The organism is Klebsiella sp. K5-204, assembly GCF_030128585.1.
GTDB classification, from domain to species: domain Bacteria; phylum Pseudomonadota; class Gammaproteobacteria; order Enterobacterales; family Enterobacteriaceae; genus Klebsiella; species Klebsiella quasipneumoniae.
The window spans coordinates 82033-108401 of sequence record NZ_JAKUZS010000003.1 but is presented as its reverse complement, the minus strand read 5'-3'; the positions used below and the strand labels follow the sequence as shown (position 1 = coordinate 108401).

25 protein-coding genes are annotated in these 26369 nt (G+C 58.8%); 11 read left to right on the top strand and 14 right to left on the bottom strand.

The annotated features are described in order from the left end of the window. Positions 1–371 precede the first annotated feature (371 nt). On the top strand, positions 372–1748 hold the full coding sequence (locus MKR05_RS09190; RefSeq protein ID WP_072421878.1) for a cystathionine beta-synthase: 1377 nt from the start codon (positions 372–374) through the stop codon (positions 1746–1748). 10 nt (positions 1749–1758) lie between these two features. Then, positions 1759–2907, top strand: coding sequence for a PLP-dependent aspartate aminotransferase family protein (locus tag MKR05_RS09185; protein WP_238875629.1), 1149 nt, complete (start codon positions 1759–1761; stop codon positions 2905–2907). Here the strand turns inward: MKR05_RS09185 and MKR05_RS09180 are convergent, their stop codons facing one another. Further along, positions 2908–3819, bottom strand: coding sequence for a LysR family transcriptional regulator (locus MKR05_RS09180; protein WP_117129079.1), 912 nt, complete (start codon positions 3817–3819; stop codon positions 2908–2910). 97 nt (positions 3820–3916) lie between these two features. Here MKR05_RS09180 and MKR05_RS09175 point away from each other — a divergent pair, with 97 nt between their 5' ends. The 3 genes from MKR05_RS09175 (at position 3917) to MKR05_RS09165 (ending at position 5338) form a co-directional block, all read left to right on the top strand. Then, on the top strand, positions 3917–4519 hold the full coding sequence (locus tag MKR05_RS09175) for a short chain dehydrogenase (protein ID WP_048335284.1): 603 nt from the start codon (positions 3917–3919) through the stop codon (positions 4517–4519). An 86-nt stretch (positions 4520–4605) separates the two neighbouring features. Beyond that, positions 4606–4944, top strand: coding sequence for a hypothetical protein (locus tag MKR05_RS09170; RefSeq protein WP_023291012.1), 339 nt, complete (start codon positions 4606–4608; stop codon positions 4942–4944). A 205-nt stretch (positions 4945–5149) separates the two neighbouring features. Then, positions 5150–5338, top strand: a complete 189-nt coding sequence (locus tag MKR05_RS09165; protein WP_004205204.1) for a hypothetical protein — start codon at positions 5150–5152, stop codon at positions 5336–5338. A 195-nt stretch (positions 5339–5533) separates the two neighbouring features. On the opposite strand, the gene MKR05_RS09160 is transcribed toward MKR05_RS09165, so the two are convergent. From MKR05_RS09160 to MKR05_RS09150, 3 genes are all read right to left on the bottom strand, one after another. After that, a complete protein-coding gene (locus MKR05_RS09160; RefSeq protein WP_032454059.1) occupies positions 5534–6715 on the bottom strand; it encodes a PLP-dependent aminotransferase family protein in 1182 nt (393 codons plus the stop codon). 150 nt (positions 6716–6865) lie between these two features. Continuing rightward, a complete protein-coding gene (gene gss / locus MKR05_RS09155) occupies positions 6866–8731 on the bottom strand; it encodes a bifunctional glutathionylspermidine amidase/synthase (RefSeq protein ID WP_032454060.1) in 1866 nt (621 codons plus the stop codon). Positions 8732–8807: 76 nt separating this feature from the next. Further along, complete coding sequence (locus MKR05_RS09150; protein WP_032454061.1) at positions 8808–8930, bottom strand: hypothetical protein; 123 nt, start codon at positions 8928–8930, stop codon at positions 8808–8810. 20 nt (positions 8931–8950) lie between these two features. On the opposite strand from MKR05_RS09150, the gene MKR05_RS09145 reads away from it, so the two are divergent. Further along, the gene (locus MKR05_RS09145; RefSeq protein ID WP_004150918.1) at positions 8951–9511 is read left to right on the top strand and encodes a thioredoxin domain-containing protein; all 561 of its coding nucleotides are present in this window, start codon (positions 8951–8953) and stop codon (positions 9509–9511) included. A 47-nt stretch (positions 9512–9558) separates the two neighbouring features. Then, positions 9559–10425: a glutathione-dependent disulfide-bond oxidoreductase gene (yghU, locus tag MKR05_RS09140; protein WP_032454062.1), complete on the top strand. Its 867-nt coding sequence runs from the start codon at positions 9559–9561 to the stop codon at positions 10423–10425. Between the two features lie 72 nt (positions 10426–10497). Here the strand turns inward: yghU and MKR05_RS09135 are convergent, their stop codons facing one another. The 5 genes from MKR05_RS09135 to exbB form a co-directional block, all read right to left on the bottom strand. Then, the gene (locus tag MKR05_RS09135; RefSeq protein ID WP_032417601.1) at positions 10498–10785 is read right to left on the bottom strand and encodes a DUF2623 family protein; all 288 of its coding nucleotides are present in this window, start codon (positions 10783–10785) and stop codon (positions 10498–10500) included. Positions 10786–10863: 78 nt separating this feature from the next. Next, the gene (gene yghX, locus MKR05_RS09130) at positions 10864–11751 is read right to left on the bottom strand and encodes a YghX family hydrolase (RefSeq protein WP_060590333.1); all 888 of its coding nucleotides are present in this window, start codon (positions 11749–11751) and stop codon (positions 10864–10866) included. Positions 11752–11872: 121 nt separating this feature from the next. Then, positions 11873–12367, bottom strand: coding sequence for a TIGR00645 family protein (locus MKR05_RS09125; protein WP_004105804.1), 495 nt, complete (start codon positions 12365–12367; stop codon positions 11873–11875). A 140-nt stretch (positions 12368–12507) separates the two neighbouring features. Next, on the bottom strand, positions 12508–12933 hold the full coding sequence (gene exbD / locus MKR05_RS09120) for a TonB system transport protein ExbD (protein WP_002916785.1): 426 nt from the start codon (positions 12931–12933) through the stop codon (positions 12508–12510). 6 nt (positions 12934–12939) lie between these two features. After that, on the bottom strand, positions 12940–13671 hold the full coding sequence (gene exbB / locus MKR05_RS09115; RefSeq protein ID WP_004174395.1) for a tol-pal system-associated acyl-CoA thioesterase: 732 nt from the start codon (positions 13669–13671) through the stop codon (positions 12940–12942). Between the two features lie 250 nt (positions 13672–13921). Here exbB and metC point away from each other — a divergent pair, with 250 nt between their 5' ends. Then, complete coding sequence (gene metC / locus MKR05_RS09110) at positions 13922–15109, top strand: cystathionine beta-lyase (protein ID WP_032454065.1); 1188 nt, start codon at positions 13922–13924, stop codon at positions 15107–15109. A 131-nt stretch (positions 15110–15240) separates the two neighbouring features. Beyond that, entirely contained in the window at positions 15241–15900 is a 660-nt protein-coding gene (gene yghB / locus MKR05_RS09105) for a DedA family general envelope maintenance protein YghB (protein WP_004205217.1), read from the top strand. 49 nt (positions 15901–15949) lie between these two features. Here the strand turns inward: yghB and MKR05_RS09100 are convergent, their stop codons facing one another. After that, positions 15950–16849 carry an AraC family transcriptional regulator gene (locus MKR05_RS09100; RefSeq protein ID WP_032454066.1) on the bottom strand — a complete coding sequence of 300 codons (900 nt, stop codon included), beginning with the start codon at positions 16847–16849 and terminating at the stop codon, positions 15950–15952. A gap of 196 nt (positions 16850–17045) precedes the next feature. Between MKR05_RS09100 and yqhD the strand changes: the two genes are divergently transcribed. Next, positions 17046–18209: an alcohol dehydrogenase gene (gene yqhD, locus MKR05_RS09095; protein WP_023291020.1), complete on the top strand. Its 1164-nt coding sequence runs from the start codon at positions 17046–17048 to the stop codon at positions 18207–18209. 144 nt (positions 18210–18353) lie between these two features. Then, on the top strand, positions 18354–19181 hold the full coding sequence (gene dkgA, locus MKR05_RS09090; RefSeq protein WP_032454068.1) for a 2,5-didehydrogluconate reductase DkgA: 828 nt from the start codon (positions 18354–18356) through the stop codon (positions 19179–19181). Between the two features lie 86 nt (positions 19182–19267). On the opposite strand, the gene MKR05_RS09085 is transcribed toward dkgA, so the two are convergent. The 4 genes from MKR05_RS09085 to parC form a co-directional block, all read right to left on the bottom strand. After that, complete coding sequence (locus tag MKR05_RS09085) at positions 19268–21541, bottom strand: YgiQ family radical SAM protein (protein ID WP_180813963.1); 2274 nt, start codon at positions 21539–21541, stop codon at positions 19268–19270. 33 nt (positions 21542–21574) lie between these two features. Beyond that, complete coding sequence (ftsP, locus tag MKR05_RS09080; protein ID WP_044524723.1) at positions 21575–22987, bottom strand: cell division protein FtsP; 1413 nt, start codon at positions 22985–22987, stop codon at positions 21575–21577. An 83-nt stretch (positions 22988–23070) separates the two neighbouring features. After that, positions 23071–23808, bottom strand: coding sequence for a 1-acylglycerol-3-phosphate O-acyltransferase (gene plsC, locus MKR05_RS09075; RefSeq protein WP_004205223.1), 738 nt, complete (start codon positions 23806–23808; stop codon positions 23071–23073). Between the two features lie 191 nt (positions 23809–23999). Beyond that, the gene (gene parC, locus MKR05_RS09070) at positions 24000–26258 is read right to left on the bottom strand and encodes a DNA topoisomerase IV subunit A (RefSeq protein ID WP_048335295.1); all 2259 of its coding nucleotides are present in this window, start codon (positions 26256–26258) and stop codon (positions 24000–24002) included. Positions 26259–26369: the final 111 nt, after the last annotated feature.

Sequence of the window (26369 nt, the reverse complement as noted above, 5' to 3'; positions counted from 1 at the left end):
CTGGGTTTTTGCTTTTCTGCATCCGGACTCTTCATCGAACTCCGTTAACCCGTGATTTCCCTGCTGCGTTTTTCTCCTGGCCAGCCCGCTGCCACTTAACGGCAAGCGCAGGCCTGTTCCCCATAGAATCTTTTCGCAAATACATTGCCAGATATCAGATAACACGCTGATTAAAATCGCCTTTTTGTCGACAAAAGCGGCTAAAAACGCCCTTTTCTGGCAATCGATCCGCCCAGGCGGCTACCCTGCTTTCCCTCCGGATGGCTAAACAGCATCTTATATTCCATTTTGCGCTAAATGACAGAGAAATATTCTTTAAATAACCGATTTCACAGACCTACCATGCAAAAATATCTTAAACGAGTGGGTAAATGGTTATGTCACTGTTTCATTCCGTGAGCGACCTGATCGGTCATACTCCCCTGCTCCAGTTGCACAAACTGGATACCGGCCCCTGCAGTCTGTTTTTAAAACTGGAAAATCAGAACCCGGGCGGCTCAATTAAAGATCGGGTTGCGCTGTCGATGATTAACGAAGCCGAGCGCCAGGGCAAACTGGCGCCCGGCGGGACAATTATCGAAGCCACCGCCGGCAATACCGGCCTCGGCCTGGCGCTGATTGCGGCGCAGAAAAATTACCGCCTGATCCTGGTGGTGCCGGACAAAATGAGCCGCGAGAAAATCTTTCACCTGCGGGCGCTGGGCGCGACAGTGCTGCTCACCCGCTCCGACGTCAATAAAGGCCACCCGGCCTATTACCAGGATTATGCCCGCCGCCTTGCCGATGAAACGCCGGGGGCTTTTTACATCGACCAGTTTAACAACGACGCTAATCCGCTGGCGCACGCTACCTCCACCGCGCCGGAACTTTTCCAGCAGCTGGAGGGCGACATAGACGCCATCGTCGTCGGCGTTGGCTCCGGCGGCACGCTGGGCGGGCTTCAGGCCTGGTTTGCAGAACATTCGCCGAAAACGGAATTTATCCTCGCCGATCCGGCGGGCTCGATCCTTGCCGATCAGGTTGATACCGGACGCTACGGCGAAACGGGATCCTGGCTGGTCGAAGGGATTGGAGAAGATTTCATCCCGCCGCTGGCCAGGCTGGAAGGGGTGCATACCGCCTATCGCGTCAGCGACCGCGAAGCGTTCCACACCGCGCGCCAGCTGCTGCAGGTCGAGGGGGTACTGGCCGGCTCCTCCACCGGCACCCTGCTCAGCGCCGCGCTGCGCTACTGCCGGGCGCAAAGCCGTCCGAAGCGGGTGGTGACCTTCGCCTGCGACAGCGGCAATAAATACCTGTCAAAAATGTTCAACGACGACTGGATGCGCCAGCAGGGGCTGATCGCCCGCCCCGAACAGGGCGATCTCAGTGATTTTATCGCCCTGCGCCATGACGAAGGCGCCACCGTCACGGCCGCGCCGGACGACACCCTGGCCGCAGTATTTACCCGCATGCGGCTGTATGACATCTCCCAGCTGCCGGTGCTGGAGGATGGCCGCGTGGTCGGCATCGTCGATGAGTGGGATTTGATCCGCCACGTAAAGGGCGATCGCCAACGCTTCTCTCTGCCGGTCAGTGAAGCGATGAGCCGCCATGTTGAAACTCTCGATAAGCGTGCGCCAGAGAGCGAACTGCAGGCCATTCTCGATCGCGGTCTGGTGGCGGTGATCGCTGACAACGCGCGTTTTCTTGGCCTGGTCACCCGCAGCGATGTACTGACCGCCTGGCGTAACCGAGTCGCACAATAAGGAATTTTTTATGTCATCCATCCACACCCTGAGCGTACATAGCGGAACCTTCACCGACAGCCACGGCGCAGTGATGCCGCCGATTTACGCCACCTCCACTTTTGCTCAGCCGGCGCCGGGGCAGCATACCGGCTATGAATATTCCCGTAGCGGGAACCCTACACGCCACGCGCTGGAGACGGCGATCGCCGACCTGGAAAACGGCACGCGCGGCTACGCGTTCGCCTCCGGGCTGGCCGCCATCTCCACCGTGCTGGAGCTGCTGGATAAGGACAGCCACCTGGTGGCGGTCGATGATGTGTATGGCGGTACTTACCGCCTGCTGGAAAACGTTCGCCGCCGTAGCGCTGGTCTGCAGGTGAGCTGGGTGAAACCCGACGACCTGGCGGGGATTGAAGCGGCGATCCGCCCCGATACGCGCATGATCTGGGTGGAGACGCCCACCAACCCGCTGCTGAAGCTGGCGGATCTCAGCGCCATCGCCACCATCGCGCGCCGCCATAACCTGATCAGCGTCGCCGATAACACTTTCGCCTCGCCGGCGATCCATCGCCCGCTGGAGCATGGGTTTGATATTGTGGTCCACTCCGCGACCAAGTACCTCAACGGCCATTCCGATGTCGTCGCTGGCCTGGCGGTGGTTGGCGATAACGCTGAGCTCGCGGAAAAGCTTGGCTACCTGCAGAATGCGGTAGGCGGTGTACTCGACCCGTTCAGCAGCTTCCTGACGCTACGCGGCATCCGCACCCTGGCGCTGCGGATGGAGCGCCACAGCGCGAACGCGCTGCAGCTCGCCGAATGGCTGGAACAGCAGCCGGAGGTGGAGCGAGTCTGGTTCCCCTGGCTGGCCTCGCACCCGCACCATCAGCTGGCGCGCCAGCAAATGTCCCTGCCCGGCGGCATGATTTCCGTCGTGGTGAAGGGCGATGACGGTTACGCCGAACGCATTATCAGCAAGTTGCGCTGGTTCACCCTTGCGGAGAGTCTGGGCGGCGTGGAGAGCCTGGTGAGCCAGCCCTTCAGCATGACCCATGCCTCGATCCCGCTGGAGAAGCGCCTGGCGAACGGCATCACGCCGCAGCTGATCCGCCTGTCGGTCGGGATCGAAGATCCTCACGATCTGATTGCCGACTGGCAGCAGGCGCTACGGGAGGAGTAATTATTCCGACGCGCGGGTCGTCGCCAGCGCGTCGGCCATTCCCTCCTGAAGGTGGGCGATAAACTGCGTCAGCTTCGGCAGGGGCCGGCGATCCTGGCGCCAGAGCAGATGCACGGGCCTCGGCTGTGGGGTCCACGCCTCCAGCACCCGCATCAGGCTGCCGCTGGCCAGCGCATCGGCCAGCAGCACCTCCGGCTGCATCAGCAGCCCGGCCCCGGCGATCGCCGCCTGGCGCAGCGCATAGCCATCGTTGCAGCGCAAAACCGCATCGCGCTTCCAGCGCACTTCCCCCTCCATGCCCGGCAGCCGCCACTCGTTGCGCGCGGTCCAGACCGTATGGGACAGGCAGAGATGATCGGCGAGATCTTCCGGCGTCCCTGGCGTTCCGTAACGCGCCAGATAAGCCGGCGCGGCGCAGATCACCATCCGATAGGGCGCCAGATAGCGGGCCACCAGATCCTCCTGATGGATCTCGCCAATGCGGATCGCCAGATCGAAACCTTCATCCACCAGATCGACCATCCGGTTGGTCAGATCCAGTTCCACCCGGACCGCTGGCCAGGCCTGCAGAAAGGTGGCGGTCAGAGGCGCGATCACGCTGGCGCCAAACGAGGTGGGCGCGCTCACCCGCAGGGTGCCGGCGGGCGCCAGCCGCAGCCGCTCAACGGCGCTTTCGGCGATGGAAACCTGCTCCATCACCCGTTTCGCTTCGTCAAAATAGACCCGCCCGGCGTCGGTGAGGCTCTGGCGTCGGGTGTTACGCTCCAGCAGACGCGTCGCCAGCTGGGTTTCCAGCTGGGCGATGTATTTCCCGACCATTACCGCCGACAGCCCCAGGCGCGACGCCGCCCCGGTAAAGCTGCCGCACTCCACCACGGCAATAAACGTCTCCATCCCTCGCAGCTTATCCATATTGCTAACCTCTGGTTAGTAATGTTCTAACTTTTTGCCAGTTTATCCGATATCCGTTTTATTAAAGAATAGGCTTTCACCTCACCAGGAGTCAGCCATGAAAATTATCGTTATCGGTGCCAGCGGCACCATTGGTCGCGCGGTCAGCGAAGAACTGGGCCAGAGACATGACGTTATCCGCGTCGGCCGCACCCGGGGGGATTATCAGGTGGATATTACCTCCCAGGGGAGCGTCGAGGCGCTGTTTGCGCAGACCGGCAAAGTAGACGCCATCGTCTCCACTACCGGCAATCTGCACTTTGGGCCGTTAAGCACCATGACCGATAGCCAGTTCAACCTCGGTCTGCAGGACAAGCTGCTGGGGCAAATTCGCCTGGCGCTGATCGGCCAGCATTTCCTGCGCGACGGCGGGTCGATTACTCTGGTCAGCGGCATTGTCGCGCAGGAGCCGATTGCTCAGGGCGTTAATGCCACGACGGTTAACGCCGGTCTGGAAGGCTTTGTGCGCGCCGCCGCCTGCGAACTACCGCGCGGGATCCGCATTAATCTCATCAGCCCCACCGTGCTCAGCGAGTCGCTGGCGGCCTACGGCGACTTTTTCCCGGGCTTTGCCAGCGTCCCTGCCGCCGCCGTGGCGCAGGCCTATCGCCGCAGCATTGAAGGGGTGCAGACCGGCCGCATTTACCCGGTCGGCTACTAGCCTGTGCCGGCCCGCCGGGGCCGGCGCTTACATCCTGACGTCGTTGCAGGTACACTGACGGCTGATTGTCTCCGGCCGAAAAACTGATGTTGAAAAAATTACCCTTTATTATCCCGCTGCTGGCGCTTACCGCGCTGCTGGTCTGGTGGTTCACCCCGCATTACACCGAGGAAGACGAAGCTTACTACCGGGCGGTATTTTGCGTGATCGATCATGACGACAGCCGCCAGTTCCTCGACGATATGCAAAACATCGTCGAGGGGGGGAATTCAGACTACGCGCTGCATAAAGCGCATTACCTGCCGGCGCTGGGGCAGCGGATGCTGGACACCTGGCATCAGCTCAGCCCGCAGGAACAGCAGACGCTGCGTCAGGACCGGCAGCGCTGCGGCGAGATATTACGGGCAAAACAGCAGGGTGAATAATCCCGGCGGGCTGGCGAAACAGCAGCCCGTCCCAGCGTCCGATAAGATCCCGCTGTTGATGAGCCGATCGCTGTCACAAAATCCTCCTCTATCGCCGGGCCACGGGATGACGTTTTTTTCTGCGGTCGCATACGATAAAAAGTAGTTGATCTGGTACGAACTAACTCTTATTTTGCTTCTCAGTTTTCAAAATGAGATAAAACTGATGCCTGTCATTATTGCCAGTAGTGTTAAAGAAGCCAAAGCGTTAATTAACGGTGGGGAATACAGGGAAATTATTCTTAACTTCGATATTGATGCCGATGACTTTTTCTCTCTCGCCAGCCATTCGGCTGGGACAAAAATCTCCATCTCCGACCGAAACGATCGCTCTCCGGTAAAATCAGCAAAATAATTAACCCGTGAGGGACATCTATGTGGTTGTTTATTGGTACCTTTGCGGTGGCTTTTCTCGCAGCGCTGATGTTGGTCTGGCTGGATGATCGCATCGCCGATACGGAGTGACCCCTGCGCTGAACGCTAGCGTCACCCCCTCTCGCTACTGAGGCGAAGAGGGTGCGCCGCCGCTAAGCGGCGCACTGCAGGGTCGTTACAGGGAGGCCGCCAGCCGCTCAACGGCGGTCAGCAGCCCCGCTTCCGACACCGTGGAGTAGGAAAGGCGCAGGGTACGGGTATCCGGATTATCGTGATAGAACGCTTCCCCCGGGACGTACACAACGCCGTTTTCCAGCGTTTTCTTCATCCATGCCATGGTATCGAATGGATAGCGGAAACGCGCCCACAGGAACATCCCACCCTGTGGGCGGCTGAATTCCAGATGCTCGCCAAGGCGACTCTCCAGCGCGTCGGCCAGCGCCACGCACTTCTTGCGATAGTCTTCGCGAATCAACGCAATCTGATTTTGCAGCCGGTTCAGGCTGAGGTATTCCGCGGTGATCACCTGCGACAGCATATTGGTATGCAGATCCGCCGCCTGCTTAACGATCACCGTCTGCTGCGCCAGCCAGTCCGGCATGACGATCCAGCCGATACGCATCCCCGGCGCGAGGATCTTTGAAAACGTCGAGGTGTAAACCACCTGATCTTCACAGCCCAGCTCAACGGCGTGCTGATAGAGCGGACGTCGCACGGCGTCAGTAAAGCTAATTTCACCGTAGGGATCGTCTTCCAGAATGACGAAGTCATATTTTTTCGCCAGCTCGACCAGTCGGCGACGACGCGCCTCGCTCAGCGTTTTACCGCCGGGGTTGCCGAACGTCGGCACCAGGTAGACGGCTTTGACGCGGGTGGTCTCCAGCAGGTCGGCCAGTTGCTCCACCAGCATCCCGTCATCATCGGTATCGACGCTGAGGATATTGGCCTGCGCCAGCTGAAACACCTGCAGCGCCGCCAGATAGGTGGGTCGCTCAACGACGATAGTATCGCCTGGATCGAGCAGCGTGCGGGCAACGATATCCAGCGATTGCTGGGAGCCGGAGGTGATATAGACCTGAGCGGCTGAACAGGTCACGCCACGGGAGTGGCAGATTTCACTCACCGCCTGACGCAGCGGCGGGTAGCCCTCGGTCAGACCGTACTGAAATGCGTCATGAAAACGCTCGCTCATCACCTTCTGCACCGCCAGCTCCAGGCCTTCGGTATCAAACAGTTCCGGGGCCGGAATGCCGCCGCCAAGCGAGATCACGCCCGGCAGTTTACTGTGCTTGAGAAGTTCGCGGACGGCGGAGGGCTTGAGTTCACCCGCGCGGGCGGCGAGACGCCGATCGTGCATACTATTTTCCTTTTCTGTCTTGTTGTTGTGTTAATTATCTTGGCTTTGTTGCAGGTGGTCCCCGGCGGCGCTTACCAGACCGGGCTATCCTGGTTCGTGTCTCTGCGCTCTCCCCGGACAGGGCACGAGCCGCTATCCGGGGTCAGCACATCACGCTTTGTCTTTCAATACGATCAGCGGCTCTATGTCGCTCTCTTTTTTCACCACCAGCGACGAATCGCCGCGCAGACAGGTACCGCCGTAGTTACCGCCGACGGTAAAGGTGCACACCTGGATATACTTGCCATCCACTTTCGGCAGGCACCACAGCTGCTGGTAGATATTCTTACGATCGACAAACTGGCCGCTGGTCTGATCCAGAACCTCATCCTGAGGCCCGATCAGATCGATATTGTTCCCGCAGCGTCCGGAAATGGGCTTCACGGCATAACCAGTTTTCGCCAGCTCGTCGTTAACCACGAAATCGGTATCCAGCAGATAGCGATGATGCGGGAACAGCGACCATAGCACCGGCAGGATCGCTTTGTTGCCCGGGATCACCGTCCACAGGGGTTCGAATACCAATACTTCAGGACGCAGCAGGACGTCAATCAGTCGCACCTCATTCTGCGGATGTCCGGTACGAATCGGCACCGCCGCGTACTCATCGGCACTGACTTCGCGCACCTGCTCAATGGCGGTTTCCCATGCCCAGGTTTTCCAGACGCAGTTGACCAGCCGCCCGTCGGCGTCGATCAGCTGGCCGGCGGCATCCCAGCGCAGTTCATCGAGGCCAAAGAGAATTTTGCTCTCAAAACCGGCCTGGGTCAGCGAACGCTGGATAAACTTCGCGTGGTAATTCTCTTCCAGATCCTTGTCCTGCATGATGTGCACGAAAGGCCGCGCCCGGCTGTGTTTCCACGCCCCCGCCAGCTCATCGAGCAGACCTTCGGCCGGATTGTGACCCGTGCCGTAGTAGCCCTGCTTCAGCCACTGCTCGAGGATCAGCCCGCCTTCGGTATGGCAGGAGGCGGAGTCGGCATTGTACTCGTACACCTTCAGCCCGCGCTCGTCCATGCAAAAATCCATGCGCCCGGTGATCATATGATGACGCCGGCGCTGCCACGAGAGACGCAGACGCGGCCAGAGGATTTTCGGGATATCAAACAGCGCCAGCAGGTTATCATCCTTCATTACCTTATCGGTGGCGTGCAGATACATCAGGTGCAGCTCGTTGGTGGCTTTAATCAGCTCCTGTTCGGCGCTTTCGCTGATGGTGAAATACTGATAGGGATCCTGATTGATAAAATGGCCGTTGGCCGCCACGTAGGCTTTCTGCAGCGGATCTTTCTCGTTCAGCCATTTGCCGCGGAACTGGCCGTTGTTCGGCAGCCGCGCGCCCTTGATCGCCATCGCCTCGCCCGGCAGCACCGGCTGCGGCAGGCTGTGTTCGGTATCGGCGGTCTGGATCATCCAGCCTAAAATTTCGGTATCGGCAAAGGTATCTTTGATGGTGTACCGGCCGGCGTTGACCTCGAGGGTCAGCTCGCGGGTCCACTGCTGGCCCTGCGGCAGCGGCGAGTGAATGACGTTCTGCTCGGCGATACGCACCTTATTGCCGACAAGCTGGGTGATCACCGCGACGTGGCCGGTGTGCTTAAACTCGCCGCCCTTCTGCCAGATCAGCAGCGAACCGGCGATCGGCGGACGACGGGCGCCGTTGGCGAAGGCCTGCAGCGGGAGAATATTGTCATTGACCACTTCGCGCAGAAAGCGCAGGGAGAAGATTTCATAGGCCATCCCCACATCGGTAAAGACAAACCCGTAGGTCAGGAACAGAAAGCGGCGCGCAAATTCAACGCACTGCCATTTATGCCCCATATACTCATTGCCGATGTAGCTGCGAAACGTCGCGTCATCCGGATAGTCCTGCGGATTTAAGCTACTGTAATTCGATGAATAAATTGCCACGCCGCCGGGCGCGTAGCCTAACAATGTCCCAAACGGGGCGTCACTGCTTGTCGATCCTTTGCTCATTTAGCCTGACCTCAAATAAATGCAGCCCGGGCAGTTGGCGAAACAAAACTCCCTCTTCTTATCCTGCCGCAGGCACTTACCAGACAGAGGTGTAACGATGATACCACTCATTCGTTTCGCTAATCGTGCCGTTAAGGAAAATAACCCTGCAGCCGAAAGCAGAAGTGATATCGTTATCGGTGATATAACAAAAAAACAACGCAACATCAGGAGTCGACAATGAGCACACCCTCGCATCTGAATGCCCAACCGCTGGTCTGGGGACACGGCCCGCGGACGTTTGAGGTGTTCCTTGAGCCCACCTGCCCCTACTCTGTCCGCGCGTTTAATAAACTCGACGATCTGCTCGATGAGGTCGGCGCCGATAACGTAACCATCAAGATACGGCTGCAGTCGCAGCCGTGGCATCTGTTCTCCGGGGTGATTGTCCGCTGCATCCTCGCCGCGTCCACCCTGCCGCATGGCAGAGAGCAGGCGCATAAGGTGATGCAGGCCGTGGCAGACCATCGGGAAGAGTTTGAATTTACCGATCACTGCAGCGGGCCGAACATGAACGCCACGCCGCAGCAAATCATTGAACGCATTGAGCGCTACAGTCACGTCCTGCTGGGGGCCGCCTTTGCCCGCCCGGAGCTGCAGGACGTGATCAAGTGGCACAGCAAATATGCCCGCCAGAACGGCATCCATGTCTCGCCGACCTTTATGGTCAATGGTCTGGTGCAGCCGGATCTGGGCAGCGGCGATGATGTCAGCGTGTGGGCCGCGCGGATTATGGCCTGAGGTCACCTGCTACACTTTTTGTACATCCACGAAAAAGGCAAACCAGCATGTCAGAGCAAAACTACCAGCCACCAAAAGTGTGGGAATGGAAGCAAAACAGCGGCGGCGCGTTCGCCAACATCAACCGTCCCGTGTCCGGCGCGACTCATGAACGCGTCCTGCCGGTGGGAACCCATCCGCTCCAGCTATACTCACTTGGCACGCCCAACGGCCAGAAGGTGACGATCATGCTGGAGGAGCTGCTGGCGCTGGGCGTCAGCGGCGCGGAGTACGACGCCTGGCTGATACGCATTGGCGAAGGCGATCAGTTTTCCAGCGGCTTTGTCGACATCAACCCGAACTCGAAGATCCCGGCGCTGAGCGATCACTCCACCACGCCGCCCACCCGAGTATTCGAATCCGGCAACATTCTTCTCTATCTGGCGGAAAAATTTGGCTTCTTCCTGCCGAAGGATCCCGCCGGCCGCACTGAAACCCTTAACTGGCTGTTCTGGCTGCAGGGCGCCGCGCCCTTCCTCGGCGGCGGCTTCGGCCACTTCTATAACTATGCGCCGGTGAAGATCGAGTACGCGATCGATCGCTTTACCATGGAAGCCAAACGCCAGCTCGACGTGCTGGACAAACAGCTCGCCCGCGGTCGCTATGTGGCCGGCGAGGAGTATACCATCGCCGATATGGCGGTCTGGCCATGGTATGGCAACGTGGTGCTGGGCAATGTCTATAACGCGGCGGAGTTCCTCGACGCCGGGAGCTACACCAACGTGCTGCGCTGGGCGCAGGATGTCGGCAACCGCCCCGCCGTCAAGCGCGGACGCATCGTTAACCGCACCAACGGCCCGCTCAATGAGCAACTGCATGAGCGCCACGACGCCCGCGACTTTGACACCCAAACGGAAGATAAGCGCCAGGCGTAAGGTCTTCACCCTTTCCCGTTGACGGGAAAGGGTTCCCACCACAGGACGGTTCCGCCTGCGAAGCCGTCCTGTTTAGCTTTCCAGCCGATAGCCCGCCAGAAAATAGCGCATCGCCATACCCGCCCCACCTTCTTTGAAGAAATCCATCACCATATCCCTGTCCAGGCCATAGCGACGAGTGAGGATCCCCGCTTCCCAGGCGCTGAGCTGGCGGTCGCCGGTTTTTTCAAACATGCGGTGCGAGTAACCAAGCACAAACCCGCGTTTATAGTCGGCGCAAAAATTCGCCGCATGCGCGGCGGTGTCAGCATAGGATGCCTGTAGCCCCGCCATTAAGCCTTTGCCAAAATGATTTTCCATCGCGCCCTCCCAATCGTTATATAATAAATTATATAGCGTTTTTTTGAGCGAGCGGTAGCGCTATTTATGACGGTTGCGCTAGCGTAAATACTTCTCAAACCATGCCAGCGTGCGTTGCCAGGCCAGGTCCGCCGCAGCCCGATCGTAGCGCGGCGTGGAATCATTATGAAAGCCGTGATTCACGCCCTGATAGAGATAGGCCTCATAGACTTTATGGTGTTCCTTCAACGCCTGTTCATAGGCGGGCCAGCCTTCATTAATGCCGCTATCGAGGCCGGCATAGTGCAGCAGCAGCGGCGCTTTAATTTTATCGACCTCCTTCAGCGGCGGCTGGCGGCCGTAAAACGGCACCGCGCAGGCCAGCTCCGGAATGGCGACCGCCGCCGCGTTGCTGACGCCGCCGCCGTAACAAAAACCGGTGATACCAACCTTCCCCGTCGCCTGCGGATGCTTCGCCATAAACGCGACCGCGGCAAAAAAGTCATTCATTAGCTTCACGGGATCGACTTTCTGCTGCAGCGCGCGGCCTTCATCATCATTCCCCGGATAGCCGCCGACGGAGCTCAGGCCATCCGGCGCCAGCGCGATATACCCCGCTTTCGCTACCCGCCGGGCGACGTCTTCAATATAGGGATTCAGGCCGCGGTTCTCATGCACCACCACCACGGCGGGCGCTTTGTCGGCTATTTTCGTCGGCGTCACCAGGTAAGCCCGCACTTCGCCGTGGCCGTCAGGAGAGGGATAATGAATATACTCCGGGCGGATATCCGGGTCGGTGAACGGTACCTGCTCTGCCAGGGCATAGTCGGGCTTCAGCAGATTAAACAGCGCCAGCGCGGTCATCCCGCCGACGGTATATTTCCCCGCCAGCTGGAGAAACTCGCGTTTGCTGATTTTGCCGTGGGCATAGTAGTCATAATACTCGAGCAGCTGCTGCGGGAAATCTTTGGCCGTTAATCGCGTCATCACCCTGCCTCCGTTGTTAAGCGCCCTTTAAGCAAAGCAGAAGCCCGGACATACGCCAGCGCAGAACAGCAGAAACGGGGAGAAGAAAGCCCAGCGGCTAACGCCGCCGGGAGAGAAAGGATCAGTGTTTCACTTTGGTCAGACGATCGAGGTAGCCCATCACAAAGGCCGACAGCACAAAGGTCAGGTGGATGATGACATACCACATCAGCTTATTGTCCGGGACGTTTTTCGCATCCATAAACACCCGCAGCAGGTGAATAGAGGAGATCGCCACGATGGAGGCGGCAACCTTATTTTTCAGCGACGTCGCGTCCATTTTGCCCAACCAGCTGAGTTTTTCTTTACCCTCGTTAATATCCAGCTGCGAGACAAAATTTTCATACCCGGAGAACATCACCATCACCAGCAAACCGCCCACCAGGGTCATATCCACCAGCGACAGCAGGGTCAGAATCATATCCGACTCACTGACGCTAAAAATATGCGGCAGTATGTGGAAGATCTCCTGAAAAAATTTGATGGTCAGCGCAATCAGACCGAGCGAGAGGCCAAAATAAACCGGCGCCAGCAGCCAGCGCGAGGCGTACATAGCATTTTCCAGAAAGCGTTCCATAAGATCCTGTCAGTTAACAAAAAGAAGCGACATTATATCTCAGACAGATAACGTGATGGCAACGCCAGGCCAACACTTCGCTGGCAGAGGACAATAAAAAAGGCCGGCGCGCGGCCAGCCTTTTCAGGAAAAGCATCGGGTTATTTGGCTTTGACGGTCTCTTCGCCCACCAGCCCGATCTTGAGATAGCCCGCCTGATGCAGGGTATCCATCACTTTCATCATCGTCTCGTAATCGACGGTTTTATCCGCGCGGAAGAAGACGGTGGTATCTTTTTTGCCGGCGGTCAGGCTATCCAGGGCGTTAATCATATTCGCTTCGGTCACCGGGTCGTTGCCGAGGAACATGCTCTTATCCGCCTTCACCGACAGGTAGATAGGTTTTTCCGGTCGCGGTTGCGGCTGGCTGGAGGAGGCCGGCAGATTGACCTTCACGTCGACCGTCGCCAGCGGCGCAGCTACCATGAAGATAATCAGCAGAACCAGCATGACGTCGATAAACGGCGTCACGTTGATCTCATGCATTTCGCCGTTATCGTCCAGATTTTCATTAAGACGCATCGCCATAGCCGATCAACCTACCCGTAATTTCTGCGCGCTGCGCACCGGCTTCACGCCGCTGGCGCTGAGGTCCAGGTCGCGGCTTTGCAGCAGGAGGACCTGAGCGGCGACGTCGCCGAGCGAGGCCTTATAGCTGCCGATCATGCGGGCGAAGATGTTATAGATGACCACCGCCGGGATGGCGGCGAACAGACCGATAGCTGTCGCCAGCAGCGCTTCCGCGATGCCCGGCGCCACCACCGCAAGGTTGGTGGTCTGGGTCTGGGCGATGCCGATAAAACTGTTCATGATGCCCCAGACGGTGCCGAACAGGCCCACGAACGGCGAAATGGCGCCGATGGTGGCCAGATAGCCGTTGCCGCGCCCCATATGGCGACCGACGGCCGCGACGCGGCGCTCAAGGCGGAAACCGGTTCGTTCCTTGATGCCTTCATTGTCTTCGGCACCGGCGGAGAGTTCGAGTTCGTTCTGCGCTTCATTGATAAGCTGGGTGGTGAGGCTTTTCGCCTCAAAGGCGCTGGCGATATCGCTGGCCTGATCGAGAGAGCGGGCTTCCGCCAGCTGCTGCTGTTCACGTTTGAGGCGACGCTTGCTGGCGAGGATTTCCGCCCCTTTACCGAAGAAGATGGCCCAGGTGACGACCGACGCCAGAATCAGGCCAATCATCACCACCTTAACGACAATATCGGCATGATGATACATACCCCAAACGGAGAGATCCGCCTGCATCAAATTATTACCCACGCTCTATCTCCACGACGATAATCACAAAATCTGCCCACAATAATATCAAAACGACATCGAATTGATAGTGGTTCTCATTAGTATTTACACTGTGCAGCAAATCACGTTTATTTTCCTTGCGCTTACGCAGTAAAAAAGTGGCTAACCGCGGGCCTGGTAAAATTTTCGCCTGTATCGGCAGCGCGCTGGTACAGAAAAGAAGATTCATGCTAGTTTAGACGTCCAGACGTATAAAAACAGGTTCATCAACATGGCTGATAAACATCTTGATACCGCGCTGGTCAACGCCGGGCGGAGCAAAAAATATACCCAGGGCTCAGTGAACAGCGTGATCCAGCGCGCGTCATCGCTGGTGTTCGACACCGTAGAGGCCAAAAAGCACGCCACCCGCAATCGGGCCAACGGCGAGCTGTTCTATGGGCGTCGCGGCACCCTGACCCACTTCTCGCTGCAGGAAGCGATGTGCGAGCTGGAGGGCGGCGCCGGCTGCGCCCTCTTCCCCTGCGGCGCCGCCGCGGTGGCCAACACTATCCTGGCGTTTGTCGAGCAGGGCGACCATGTGCTGATGACCAATACCGCCTATGAGCCAAGCCAGGATTTTTGTACCAAAATTCTCGCCAAACTCGGTGTGACCACCAGCTGGTTCGATCCCTTAATCGGCGCCGATATTGCCCGTCTGGTTCGCCCTGAGACCCGCGTGGTGTTCCTGGAATCGCCTGGCTCCATCACCATGGAAGTGCACGATGTGCCGGCGATTGTCGCCGCCGTGCGTCAGGTCGCCCCGGAAGCGATTATCATGATCGATAACACCTGGGCGGCGGGGATCCTGTTCAAAGCGCTGGATTTTGGCATTGATATTTCTATTCAGGCAGGCACCAAATACCTGATCGGCCACTCCGACGCCATGGTCGGCACCGCGGTGGCGAACGCGCGCTGCTGGCCGCAGCTGCGTGAGAATGCCTATCTGATGGGGCAAATGCTGGACGCCGATACCGCCTATATGACCAGCCGCGGCCTGCGCACGCTGGGCGTCCGCCTGCGTCAGCATCATGAAAGCAGCCTGCGCATCGCCGAGTGGCTGGCGCAGCATCCGCAGGTGGCGCGGGTCAACCACCCCGCTCTGCCCGGCAGTAAAGGCCATGAGTTCTGGAAGCGCGATTTTACCGGCAGCAGCGGGCTGTTCTCGTTTGTGCTCAACAAGCGCCTCAACGACGCTGAGCTGGCAGCGTATCTCGACAACTTCAGCCTGTTCAGCATGGCCTACTCGTGGGGCGGCTTTGAATCGCTGATTCTGGCCAATCAGCCGGAGCAAATCGCTCACATCCGACCGGATGCGGAAGTCGACTTCAGCGGCACGTTGATCCGTTTGCACATTGGACTCGAAAATGTTGACGATCTGCAGGCGGATTTAGCAGCGGGCTTCGCGCGTATCGTGTAAAGTGACAGTCAGTGGCAACAATAGCGGACGCTTTTTATCGGAGCGGCCGCTTTTGTTGCGCCCGGGATCAAGGTGCTCGGGTCTCTTCAGGAGTACACTAGTCAACAATACGGTACCACTTAGGAAAGTCCATGGTTGTCATTCAAGAGATTGTCGCCGCGCTGTGGCAACATGATTTTGCCGCACTGGCGAACCCTCATGTTGTGGGCGTTGTATATCTGGTTATGTTCGCGACCCTGTTTCTGGAAAACGGGCTGCTGCCTGCCTCCTTTTTACCTGGAGACAGCCTGCTGCTGCTCGCCGGCGCGCTGATTGCTAAAGGCGTCATGGACTTTGTGCCCACTATCGCCATTCTGACCGCCGCCGCCAGCCTCGGCTGCTGGTTGAGCTATGTACAGGGGCGCTGGCTGGGCAATACGCAAACGGTGAAAGGCTGGCTGGCGCACCTGCCGCATAAGTACCATCAGCGCGCCACCTGCATGTTTGACCGCCACGGTCTGCTGGCGCTGCTCGCGGGCCGCTTTCTGGCATTTGTCCGTACCCTGTTGCCAACCATGGCGGGGATTTCCGGTCTGCCGAACCGCCGCTTCCAGTTCTTCAACTGGCTGAGCGCCCTGCTGTGGGTCGGCGTGGTCACGGGCCTCGGCTATGCGCTGAGCATGATCCCGTTCGTGAAGCGTCATGAAGATCAGGTGATGACCTGCCTGATGATCCTGCCGATTGCCCTGCTGCTGGCTGGCCTGCTCGGCACGCTGTTCGTGGTGATCAAAAAGAAATACTGCAGCGCCTGACGTCGACTGCCGGGGGGCTGCGCCCGCCCGGCCTGCTCCCTCCCCGGTATTACATTCCCTGCATCGTACGAATACGCGCGGCGTCTTCCCCGGGCGTCATCCCGAAGTAGCGCTTAAACTCGCGACTGAACTGGGAAGGGCTTTCATAGCCCACCTGTATCGCTGCCGCGCTGGCCTTCATCCCGTCATGGATCATCAGCATGCGCGCCTTGTGCAGACGGTAGGTTTTCAGATACTGCAGCGGCGAAGTGCTGGTCACCGATTTAAAATTATGGTGAAACGCCGATACGCTCATATTCGCTTCCGCCGCCAGCCGATCGACGCTGAGGTTTTCGGTGTATTGACTCTCGATATGCTTGAGTACGCGGCTAATCAGGCTGAAGTGGGTCTGCCGGCTGACCAGCGCCAGCAGCGCGCCGCCGCAGGGTCCCGTCAGCACATAGTAGAGAATTTCGCGGACGATCTGCTTGCCAAGGATCCGCGCGTCCAGCGGCCGCTCCATCACGTCGAGCAGCCGTTCAGCAGCGCACAAGATATCCTCCGAGAGCACTGCGGAGTTTATCCCGCTGGAGGCGACGGCGGGCTGAAACAGCGGATCCTCGCCAATATCCATCAGCAGCTCCTGCAGCTGCAGGATATCGACGTTCAGGCGCATGCCGGCCAGGGGCACCTCCGGGGTGGCAAAGGTTTCGCATTCGAAAGGCAGCGGTACGGTCAGCAGCAGATATTCGTTTGTATCGTAGCGAAACGTCCGCTCATTGATATAACCAATTTTATGGCCAGAAAAGAGAAAAACGATCCCCGGCTGGTACATCACCGGCATCCGCGGTCCCGGCTGCGTCCCGTACAGCAGGCGGACGTCGGGTAGCAGCGAACTTAACATTTCGTGCTTATCTTTCAGCTGGTTAACCTTCTCTGTCAGTGTCTGACATATCTCTGCGTGTTGCATTACCACCGTCTCTCCCGATGTTTCTTCACCCGTACATTGTGCGCAGGCCGCCGCGAATTCTCCAGCCATATGGAGAAATAGGCAAGACATAGGCAGAAATGTGCATTGAGGGGCAACGGCGCCAGGACCACAATAACCGTCATCGGGCAGCGGTATCGTCCCTGTCGGCGGTTTTACTCTTTTGAGGATTCAAGCAATGAATAATTTTGACCTGCATACCCCAACCCGCATTCTGTTTGGCAAAGGCGCGATTGAAAAACTGCGTGAACAGATCCCGGCGGAAGCTCGCGTACTGATCACCTACGGCGGCGGCAGCGTGAAAAAAACGGGCGTCCTGGATCAGGTACTGACCGCCCTGAATGGCCTGGACGTCCTTGAATTTGGCGGCATCGAGCCGAACCCGTCTTACGAAACCCTGATGAATGCGGTGAAGCTCGCCCGCGAAGAGAAGGTCACCTTCCTGCTGGCGGTCGGCGGCGGTTCGGTGCTGGATGGCACCAAATTTATCGCGGCAGCAGCCCACTATGACGCCAATATCGATCCGTGGGAAATTCTGGAAACCTATGGCAGTAAGATCGCCAGCGCCATTCCAATGGGCTCGGTTCTCACTCTGCCGGCGACCGGTTCTGAATCAAACAAAGGGGCGGTGATTTCGCGGAAAACCACCGGCGACAAACGCGCGTTTATGTCTTCCCATGTTCAGCCGCAGTTCGCGATCCTCGATCCGGTCTACACCTATACCCTGCCGCCGCGCCAGGTCGCCAACGGCGTGGTTGACGCCTTCGTCCATACCGTCGAACAGTACGTCACCTACCCGGTTGACGGCAAAATTCAGGACCGCTTCGCCGAAGGCATTCTCCTGACCCTGATCGAGGATGGCCCGAAAGCGCTGCAGGAGCCGGAAAACTATAACGTGCGCGCCAACATTATGTGGGCCGCGACCCAGGCGCTGAACGGCCTGATCGGCGCTGGCGTGCCGCAGGACTGGGCAACGCATATGCTTGGTCACGAACTGACGGCGATGCATGGTCTCGATCACGCCCAGACGCTGGCTATCGTTCTGCCGGCGCTGTGGAATGAGAAGCGCGATACCAAGCGCGAGAAGCTGCTGCAATATGCGGAGCGCGTGTGGCATATCACCGAGGGCTCAGACGACCAGCGCATCGATGCCGCCATCGCCGCGACGCGCCAGTTCTTCGAGCAGATGGGCGTGCCGACCCGCCTCTCCGATTACGGTCTCGACGGTAGCTCCATCCCGGCGCTGCTGGCGAAACTGGAAGAGCACGGCATGACCAAGCTGGGCGAGCGCCAGGATATCACCCTGGACGTCAGCCGTCGTATCTACGAGGCTGCCCGCTAAGTTACCCCGCCTGATTCACCTCCCCTTACGTTAAACAAACGTCGGGGAGAGGTGTTTTTACTACCGTTTTTAGCTATTTCGTCCAGACTTAATGCTACCCCTCGGCGGATCCTGCTTCGCCGAGTTCATTAACAGGAGGAAGGCATGACACATCCAACCGTTATAAAACTACACGACGGCAACCTGATGCCGCAGCTGGGTCTCGGCGTGTGGAAAGCTGGCAACGAGGAAGTCGTCTCCGCCATTCATAAGGCGCTGGAAGTCGGTTATCGCTCTTTTGACACCGCCGCCGCGTACCAAAATGAGGCTGGCGTCGGCAACGCCCTGCAAAGCGCTGGCGTCAATCGCGATGAGCTATTCATCACCACCAAGCTGTGGAACGACGATCAAAAACGGCCGCACGAGGCGCTGAAAGAGAGTCTCAGCAAGCTGAAGCTGGACTATGTGGATCTCTATTTAATCCACTGGCCGGTGCCGGCTATCGGCCATTACGTCGAGGCCTGGCAGGCGCTGATTGAGCTGCAGCAGCAGGGGCTGGCGAAGAGCATCGGCGTGTGTAATTTCCAGGTACCGCATCTGCAGAAGCTGATTGATGAAACCGGCGTCGCGCCGGTGATCAACCAGATAGAGCTGCATCCGCTGCTGCAGCAGCGGCAGCTGCACGCCTGGAACGCCACCCACAAGATCCAGACCGAATCCTGGAGCCCGCTGGCCCAAGGGGGTAAGGGCGTCTTCGATCAGAAAGTTATCCATCAGCTGGCTGATAAATATGGCAAAACGCCGGCGCAGATTGTCATCCGCTGGCATCTCGACAGCGGTCTGGTAGTGATCCCCAAATCCGTCACGCCGTCGCGCATCGCCGAAAACTTTAACGTCTGGGATTTCCGCCTGGATAAAGAAGAATTGGGGGAGATTGCCAGGCTGGATCAGGGCAAGCGTCTGGGGCCCGACCCGGATCAGTTCGGCGGATAACAGGTAAAAAAGCCGGGCAGCGCTGACGCGTGTCCGGCTTGAGAAACCGCCCGGCCAGCGAAACGCTGCCGGGCGCAAAGTCAGGCTTAACGCCCGGCGACTTTACCCCGTTTAACGGGCTTTTTCGCCGTTGCGCCACCGTTAGAACGCTGATGCACAATCGGCGTGTGCTTGGTCAGCGCCGGGCGGGTATGACGGTTCTGGCGACGCGCTTCGCGCATCTCATCCAGAGTCGGCGCCGGCACCAGGCAGTCGCGACGTGAGCCAATCAGGTGTTTCTTGCCCATCGCCTCCAGCGCCTGACGGATCAGCGGCCAGTTGGCCGGATCGTGATAGCGCAGCAGCGCTTTGTGCAGACGGCGCTGTTTATCGCCCTTCGGCACCACCACCTCTTCACTCTTATAGCCGATCTTGCCCAGCGGGTTTTTGCCGGTGTAATACATGGTGGTCGAGTTCGCCAGCGGCGACGGATAGAAGTTCTGCACCTGGTCGAGACGGAAGCGGTGCTTCTTCAGCCACAGCGCCAGGTTCACCATGTCTTCATCACGGGTCCCCGGGTGGGCGGAGATAAAGTACGGGATCAGATACTGCTCTTTACCCGCCTGCTTCGAATAGGTGTCGAACAGCTCTTTAAAGCGGTCGTAGCTGCCCATTCCCGGCTTCATCATCTTCGACAGCGGGCCCTCTTCGGTATGCTCCGGCGCGATCTTCAGATAGCCGCCGACGTGGTGGGTCGCCAGCTCTTTGATATAGCGCGGATCTTCGACCGCGATGTCATAGCGTACCCCGGAGGCGATAAGGATCTTTTTGATGCCCTTCAGCTCGCGGGCGCGACGGTAAAGATTGATCGTCGGCTCATGGTTGGTATCCATGTGCGGGCAGATATCCGGGTAGACGCAGGAGAGTCGGCGGCAGGTCTGCTCGGCGCGTGGCGATTTGCAGCGCAGCATATACATGTTGGCGGTGGGTCCGCCGAGATCGGAGATCACGCCGGTAAAGCCCGGCACCGTGTCGCGAATAGCTTCGATCTCATTGATGATCGAATCCTCTGAACGGCTCTGGATAATGCGTCCTTCGTGCTCGGTGATCGAGCAGAACGAACACCCGCCGAAGCAGCCGCGCATGATGTTGATCGAGAAACGGATCATCTCATACGCCGGGATGCGCGCATCGCCATAGGAAGGATGCGGCACCCGCTTGTAAGGCAGGGCGAAGACGCTGTCCATCTCTTCAGTGGAGAGCGGGATTGCCGGCGGGTTGATCCAGATGTAGCGCTCGCCGTGCTTTTGCATCAGCGCCCGGGCGCAGCCGGGGTTGGTTTCATGGTGCAGAATGCGCGAGGCGTGAGCGTACAGGACCTTATCGCCTTTCACCTTCTCGAAAGAAGGCAGCAGCACATAGGTTTTTTCCCACGGTTTTGGCCGCGGCGGCTGCACAGTGATGCTTTTCGCTTCCTGTTTCTTCGGCGCGACCGGTTTGTTATCGGCGCACGGCAGATCTTCACCATACGGGTGCGGGATGGGGTCGATTTTGCCCGGGGTATCCAGACGGGTGGAGTCAACGCCGCTCCAGCCCGGGAGGGCCTCTTTCACCATGATGGCGGTATTGCGCACATCGCGGATCTGATCGATGGTTTCGCCCATCGCCAGGCGATGAGCCACTTCCACCAGCGGACGCTCGCCGTTGCCGAACATCAGCATATCGGCCTTGGAGTCCACCAGCACCGAGCGGCGCACGGTATCGGACCAGTAATCATAGTGGGCGGTACGGCGCAGGCTGGCTTCGATGCCGCCGAGGATCACGGGCACATCTTTCCACGCCTCTTTACAGCGCTGGGTGTAGACCAGGGTGGCGCGGTCCGGACGCTTGCCCGCCACGTTGCCGGCGGTGTAAGCGTCATCATGACGCAGCTTACGGTCGGCGGTGTAGCGGTTGATCATCGAGTCCATGTTGCCGGCGGTCACGCCGAAGAACAGGTTCGGTTTGCCCAGACGCATGAAGTCGTCTTTGGTGTTCCAGTCCGGCTGGGAGATGATCCCCACGCGGAACCCCTGCGCTTCCAGCATACGGCCGCAGATGGCCATCCCGAAGCTCGGGTGGTCGACGTAGGCGTCGCCGGTCACCAGAATAATGTCGCAGCTATCCCAGCCAAGTTGATCCATCTCTTCACGCGACATCGGTAAAAATGGCGCAGGGCCGAAACAGGCAGCCCAGTATTGCGGCCAGGAAAAAAGGTCACGATCCGGTTGGATCAGGGATATTGCGCTCATATTGCTTCCGGGGAAAATGATAAAAAAATAACCAAAAGGGCGTGGATTATAAGCCGGAATGATAGTGGAAATGAAGGAGGATTTTCTCAAACCCTGACCGTATGCCGGCCAGGGTCGAAGAGTTTACGGTGCGGGATTCACCAGCATCTGGCCAATCGAACCGCGGTCGGCCAGCTCCAGCGTCTGGCTCAGATACTGGAACGGGAAGTGCGGCCACGACGGCTGGGCGTAGTAGACCAGCAGTTCGACCTGCCCGTCGACCCACACGGTGTCCTTCCAGCCGCGGTCTTCCGGGAAAGGGGTCGAGCCGTTGACGTTACGGATCTGGAACATTACCCCTTCAATATGGAACGACTGCGGGCGGTCGGCGCGCACCGTCCAGCGCTCCCAGGTCCCCTGCTGCGCCGTGATATCGATACGCTGCGGATCCCACAGCTGGCCATTAATCCCCGGATCGTCGCCGAGCGTGATATCCCGGCTGCGGATCGGCGTGCCGGAGAGCAGCTCAGTCGGCAGCAGACGCGCCGGCAGGCTGTCGGTGACTAGCGGCAGCAGCCCGGTCGGGCGCAGGGTCAGCACCAGCGTGGAGACCAGAATGCTGGACGGTTCAAAAAAGCCGCGGATACGGTCGACGATGCTCGCCGCTTCGCCGCAGGTAATGGACACTTCATCGCCGTTGGTCATATCGACCAGAATTTCACGCCGTTCCCCCGGCGCCAGCGACAGCTGCTTGAGCGAAACCGGCGCCGGCAGGAACCCCTGGTCGCCGGAAATGACATGCAGCAGTCGGCCATCGCTCATCTGTAGCTGATAGCGCCGGGAGTTGGAAGCGTTCAGCAGGCGCAGACGCACCCAGCCGCGGGACACTTCGACATAGGGGCTCTGCGCGCCATTGACCAGCAGCGTATCGCCGACGAAGCCGCCGCTGCCCGGTTCGCTATATTCCGGCGTGCCGAAGTTATCCAGCCGTTTGTCCTGAATTATCACCGGGAAGTCATCGACGCCATAGTGGTTAGGGATCGGCAGGTTCTTGCTCACCTCATCCTCCACCAGCCACATGCCGGCCAGACCGTTATAGACCTGCTTCGCCATCCGGTTCGGCGTATTGGCCTGGTACCACAGCGTCGCCGCACTCTGACGGATCGGCAGCACCGGCGCCCAGTCGGCGTTCGGCGACATCATGCGCGCCGCGCCGCCGATTAGCGGGCCAGGCACCTGCAGGCCGCGGATGGTCATCGCGACGTTCTCCGTCAGACGGTTGCTGTAGATAAGCTTGACGTCGTCCCCGCTCCAGACGCGGATCGTCGGCCCCATATAGCGGCCATTGATCCCCCAGACGGGGGCGCGGGTGCCTGGCGTAAACGACCAGTGCGAACGCTGCAGCGTCAGAAACAGCGGCTGACCGCGACGGGACTCCAGCAGCGGCGGAACCGGCAGCGCAGGCTGCTGGCCGGCGGCATGGGCCTTCAGCGGCGCGGCGCCAGCGCACAGCGCTACGCCGGAAGCCTTAATAAACTGACGCCGACTGAGTGACATATTAACTCCATGACATACTGACAAATGAAAAAGGGAATTCGTTTCCCGCCAGCAATACGCGCGCGTTGGCGGCGTTTCCTGTCTTATTGCTTACCGGCCGCTTCGCGCTCGGCCACTTCGTTGTCCAGCTCAGCGATTTTGGCGGCCATCAGCTCGCGGCAATGCGTCGCCAGCGCGCGCACGTTGTCTTTACCGAACTGGCTGGTATCCACCGGCGGCAGCATTTCCACAATCACCAGACCGTTGTTCCAGCGATTGAGCTTTATTTTATTCGATGTATTCGAGACACACACCGGAATAATCGGCACGCCGGCGGCAATAGCCGCGTGGAAGGCGCCGGTTTTAAACGGCAGCAGACCGCGACCGCGGCTGCGGGTCCCTTCCGGGAACATCCAGAACGAAATTTTACGCTTTTTAAAGGCGTTGACGACCTCGGCAATGGTGCCGTGCGCTTTGGTTCGGTTATTGCGGTCAATCAGCAGATTACCGGTCAGCCAGTACAGCTGGCCAAAGAACGGGATCCACAACAGGCTCTTTTTCCCCACGGTGACCGTCGGGGCCTGCACGATGTTAGATGCCGTCACCATATCATAGTTGTTTTGGTGGTTAGCGATGTAGATCGCGTTGCCATAGCTTTCCGCATCGGCAGGTTTGCGCAGCTCCACCTTCAGACCAAACACCGGGGATAAGCGGCCAAACAGATGGCCGAAAGTGGCAACATGTTTTGGATTACGCGGGCTGAACAAGCAGTACAGACAGCCAAGTATGCACACTACGATGCAATAAATGACCACGAAAATTACTCGAAAAATGAATAGCATAGCTACCTCTAAAACCCAAACCGCTTAGAATTATTCGCTGCTGGCAGAAGGCAGGCTCACAAGTTCTGCGCAGGCCGGGACCGTTCTTCCTGGGCCCCTGATGATGGACATTGTTAATCGCAACGCCTGAATAAACAACGATTTTGCGGCTTTTTTTCGCCTCCTCCCGCCAAAGACGGGAGGAGAAGCGCTTACTCTTCGCTATCGCTTGCCGCGGCGCGGCGCGGCGAGTCAATTTCAACACGGTCAATCTTCTGCAGCCCGCGCATCAGCGAACCGCGGCGGCCGCGCTCGCCGGTGACTTTTTGCAGCTCTTCCGGACGCAGTTTGATCTTCCGTTTGCCGACATGAATGGTCAGCGTACTCTGCGGCGGCAGGACAAACAGATGTGCGAGACCGTCCTGGCCGGCGGCGGCTTCCGCCGCAGGAATGTTGATGATTTTGTTGCCCTTGCCTTTCGACAGCTGCGGCAGATCGCTGACCGGGAACATCAGCATCCGCCCGGCGGCGGTGATGGCCAGCAGCATATCGGACTCGTCCTCAATGACCAGCGGCGGCATCACATGCGCGTTGTCAGGCAGGGTGATCAACGCTTTTCCGGCGCGGTTGCGCGCCACCAGATCGTTGAAGGTGCAGACAAAACCGTAGCCGGCGTCGGAGGCCATCAGCAGTTTCTGATCGTCGCCTTCCATCAGCATATGTTCCACGGTCGCGCCCGGCGGCAGCGTCAGCTTGCCGGTCAGCGGCTCACCCTGGCCACGCGCCGAGGGCAGGGTAATCGGATCGATGGCATAGCTGCGCCCGGTGGTATCGATAAACACCACCGGCTGGTTGCTCTTGCCCTTCGCCGAAGCTTTCCAGCTGTCGCCCGCTTTATAGCTCAGCCCCTGGGCGTCGATGTCGTGCCCTTTGGCGCTGCGCACCCAGCCCATCTGCGACAGAACGATGGTGACCGGCTCAGACGGCAGCATATCATGCTCGCTCATCGCTTTCGCTTCTTCACGCTCGTGAAGCGGCGAGCGGCGATCGTCGCCGAAAGCATCGGCATCGGCCTGCAGCTCTTTCTTCAGCAGGTTGTTCATCTTACGTTCAGAGGCCAGAATCGCCTGCAGCTGATCGCGCTCTTTTTCCAGCTCGTTCTGCTCGCCGCGGATCTTCATCTCTTCCAGTTTGGCGAGATGGCGCAGTTTCAGTTCCAGAATCGCTTCCGCCTGGGTTTCGCTGATGGCAAAGCGCGACATCAGGGCTGGCTTCGGCTCATCTTCCGTGCGGATGATCTCGATGACTTCATCAATATTGAGGAACGCCACCAGCAAACCTTCAAGGATATGCAGGCGCTTAAGGACCTTCTCTAACCGGTGGTTCAGACGGCGACGTACGGTATCGCGACGGAACACCAGCCATTCGCTGAGGATCTCCAGCAGGTTTTTTACCGCCGGGCGGCCGTCGAGACCGATCATATTGAGGTTGATGCGGTAGCTCTTCTCCAGATCGGTGGTGGCGAACAGGTGGTTCATCACCTGCTCCATATCCACCCGGTTGGAGCGCGGGACGATCACCAGGCGGGTCGGATTTTCGTGGTCCGATTCGTCGCGCAGGTCGTCCACCATCGGCAGCTTTTTATTGCGCATCTGCGCGGCAATCTGCTCCAGTACTTTGGCGCCGGAGACCTGGTGCGGCAGCGCGCTGATCACTACCGCGCCGTCCTCTTTGCTCCATACCGCGCGCATGCGCACCGAGCCGCGTCCGTTCTGGTAGATTTTGCGAATTTCCGCCCGCGAAGTGATGATCTCCGCCTCGGTCGGGAAATCCGGTCCCTGCACGATATCCAGCAGTTCGTCGAGGGTCGTTTTCGGCTGCTCAATCAGCGTAATCGCCGCTTTCGCCACTTCACGCAGGTTGTGAGGCGGAATATCGGTCGCCATGCCCACCGCGATGCCGGTGGTGCCGTTGAGCAGGATGTTTGGCAGGCGCGCCGGCAGCATTTTCGGCTCCTGCAGCGTACCGTCAAAGTTTGGCACCCAGTCGACCGTCCCCTGCCCCAGCTCGCTGAGCAGCAGCTCGGCATACTTCGACAGGCGGGATTCGGTGTAACGCATGGCGGCGAAGGATTTCGGATCGTCCGGCGCCCCCCAGTTCCCCTGGCCATCCACCAGCGGATAGCGATAGGAGAAGGGTTGCGCCATCAGCACCATCGCTTCATAGCAGGCGCTGTCGCCGTGTGGGTGATATTTACCCAGCACGTCGCCGACGGTGCGGGCGGACTTTTTGAATTTGGCGCTGGCGTTCAGCCCCAGTTCGGACATCGCATAGACGATGCGACGCTGGACCGGTTTTAAGCCATCGCCAATAAACGGTAATGCCCTGTCCATGATCACGTACATGGAGTAGTTCAGGTAAGCATTTTCCGTAAATTCATGCAGCGCAAGGCGCTCTGCCATATCGCTCATTAATCGTGGATCCTCAATCTGGGTACCGACCGTTCGGACGGCAAAACTACCCGCGATAATACCCGATCTCACGCCCTGAGTCACAGGCCGTGAGATCGGTTGAGGATTCCG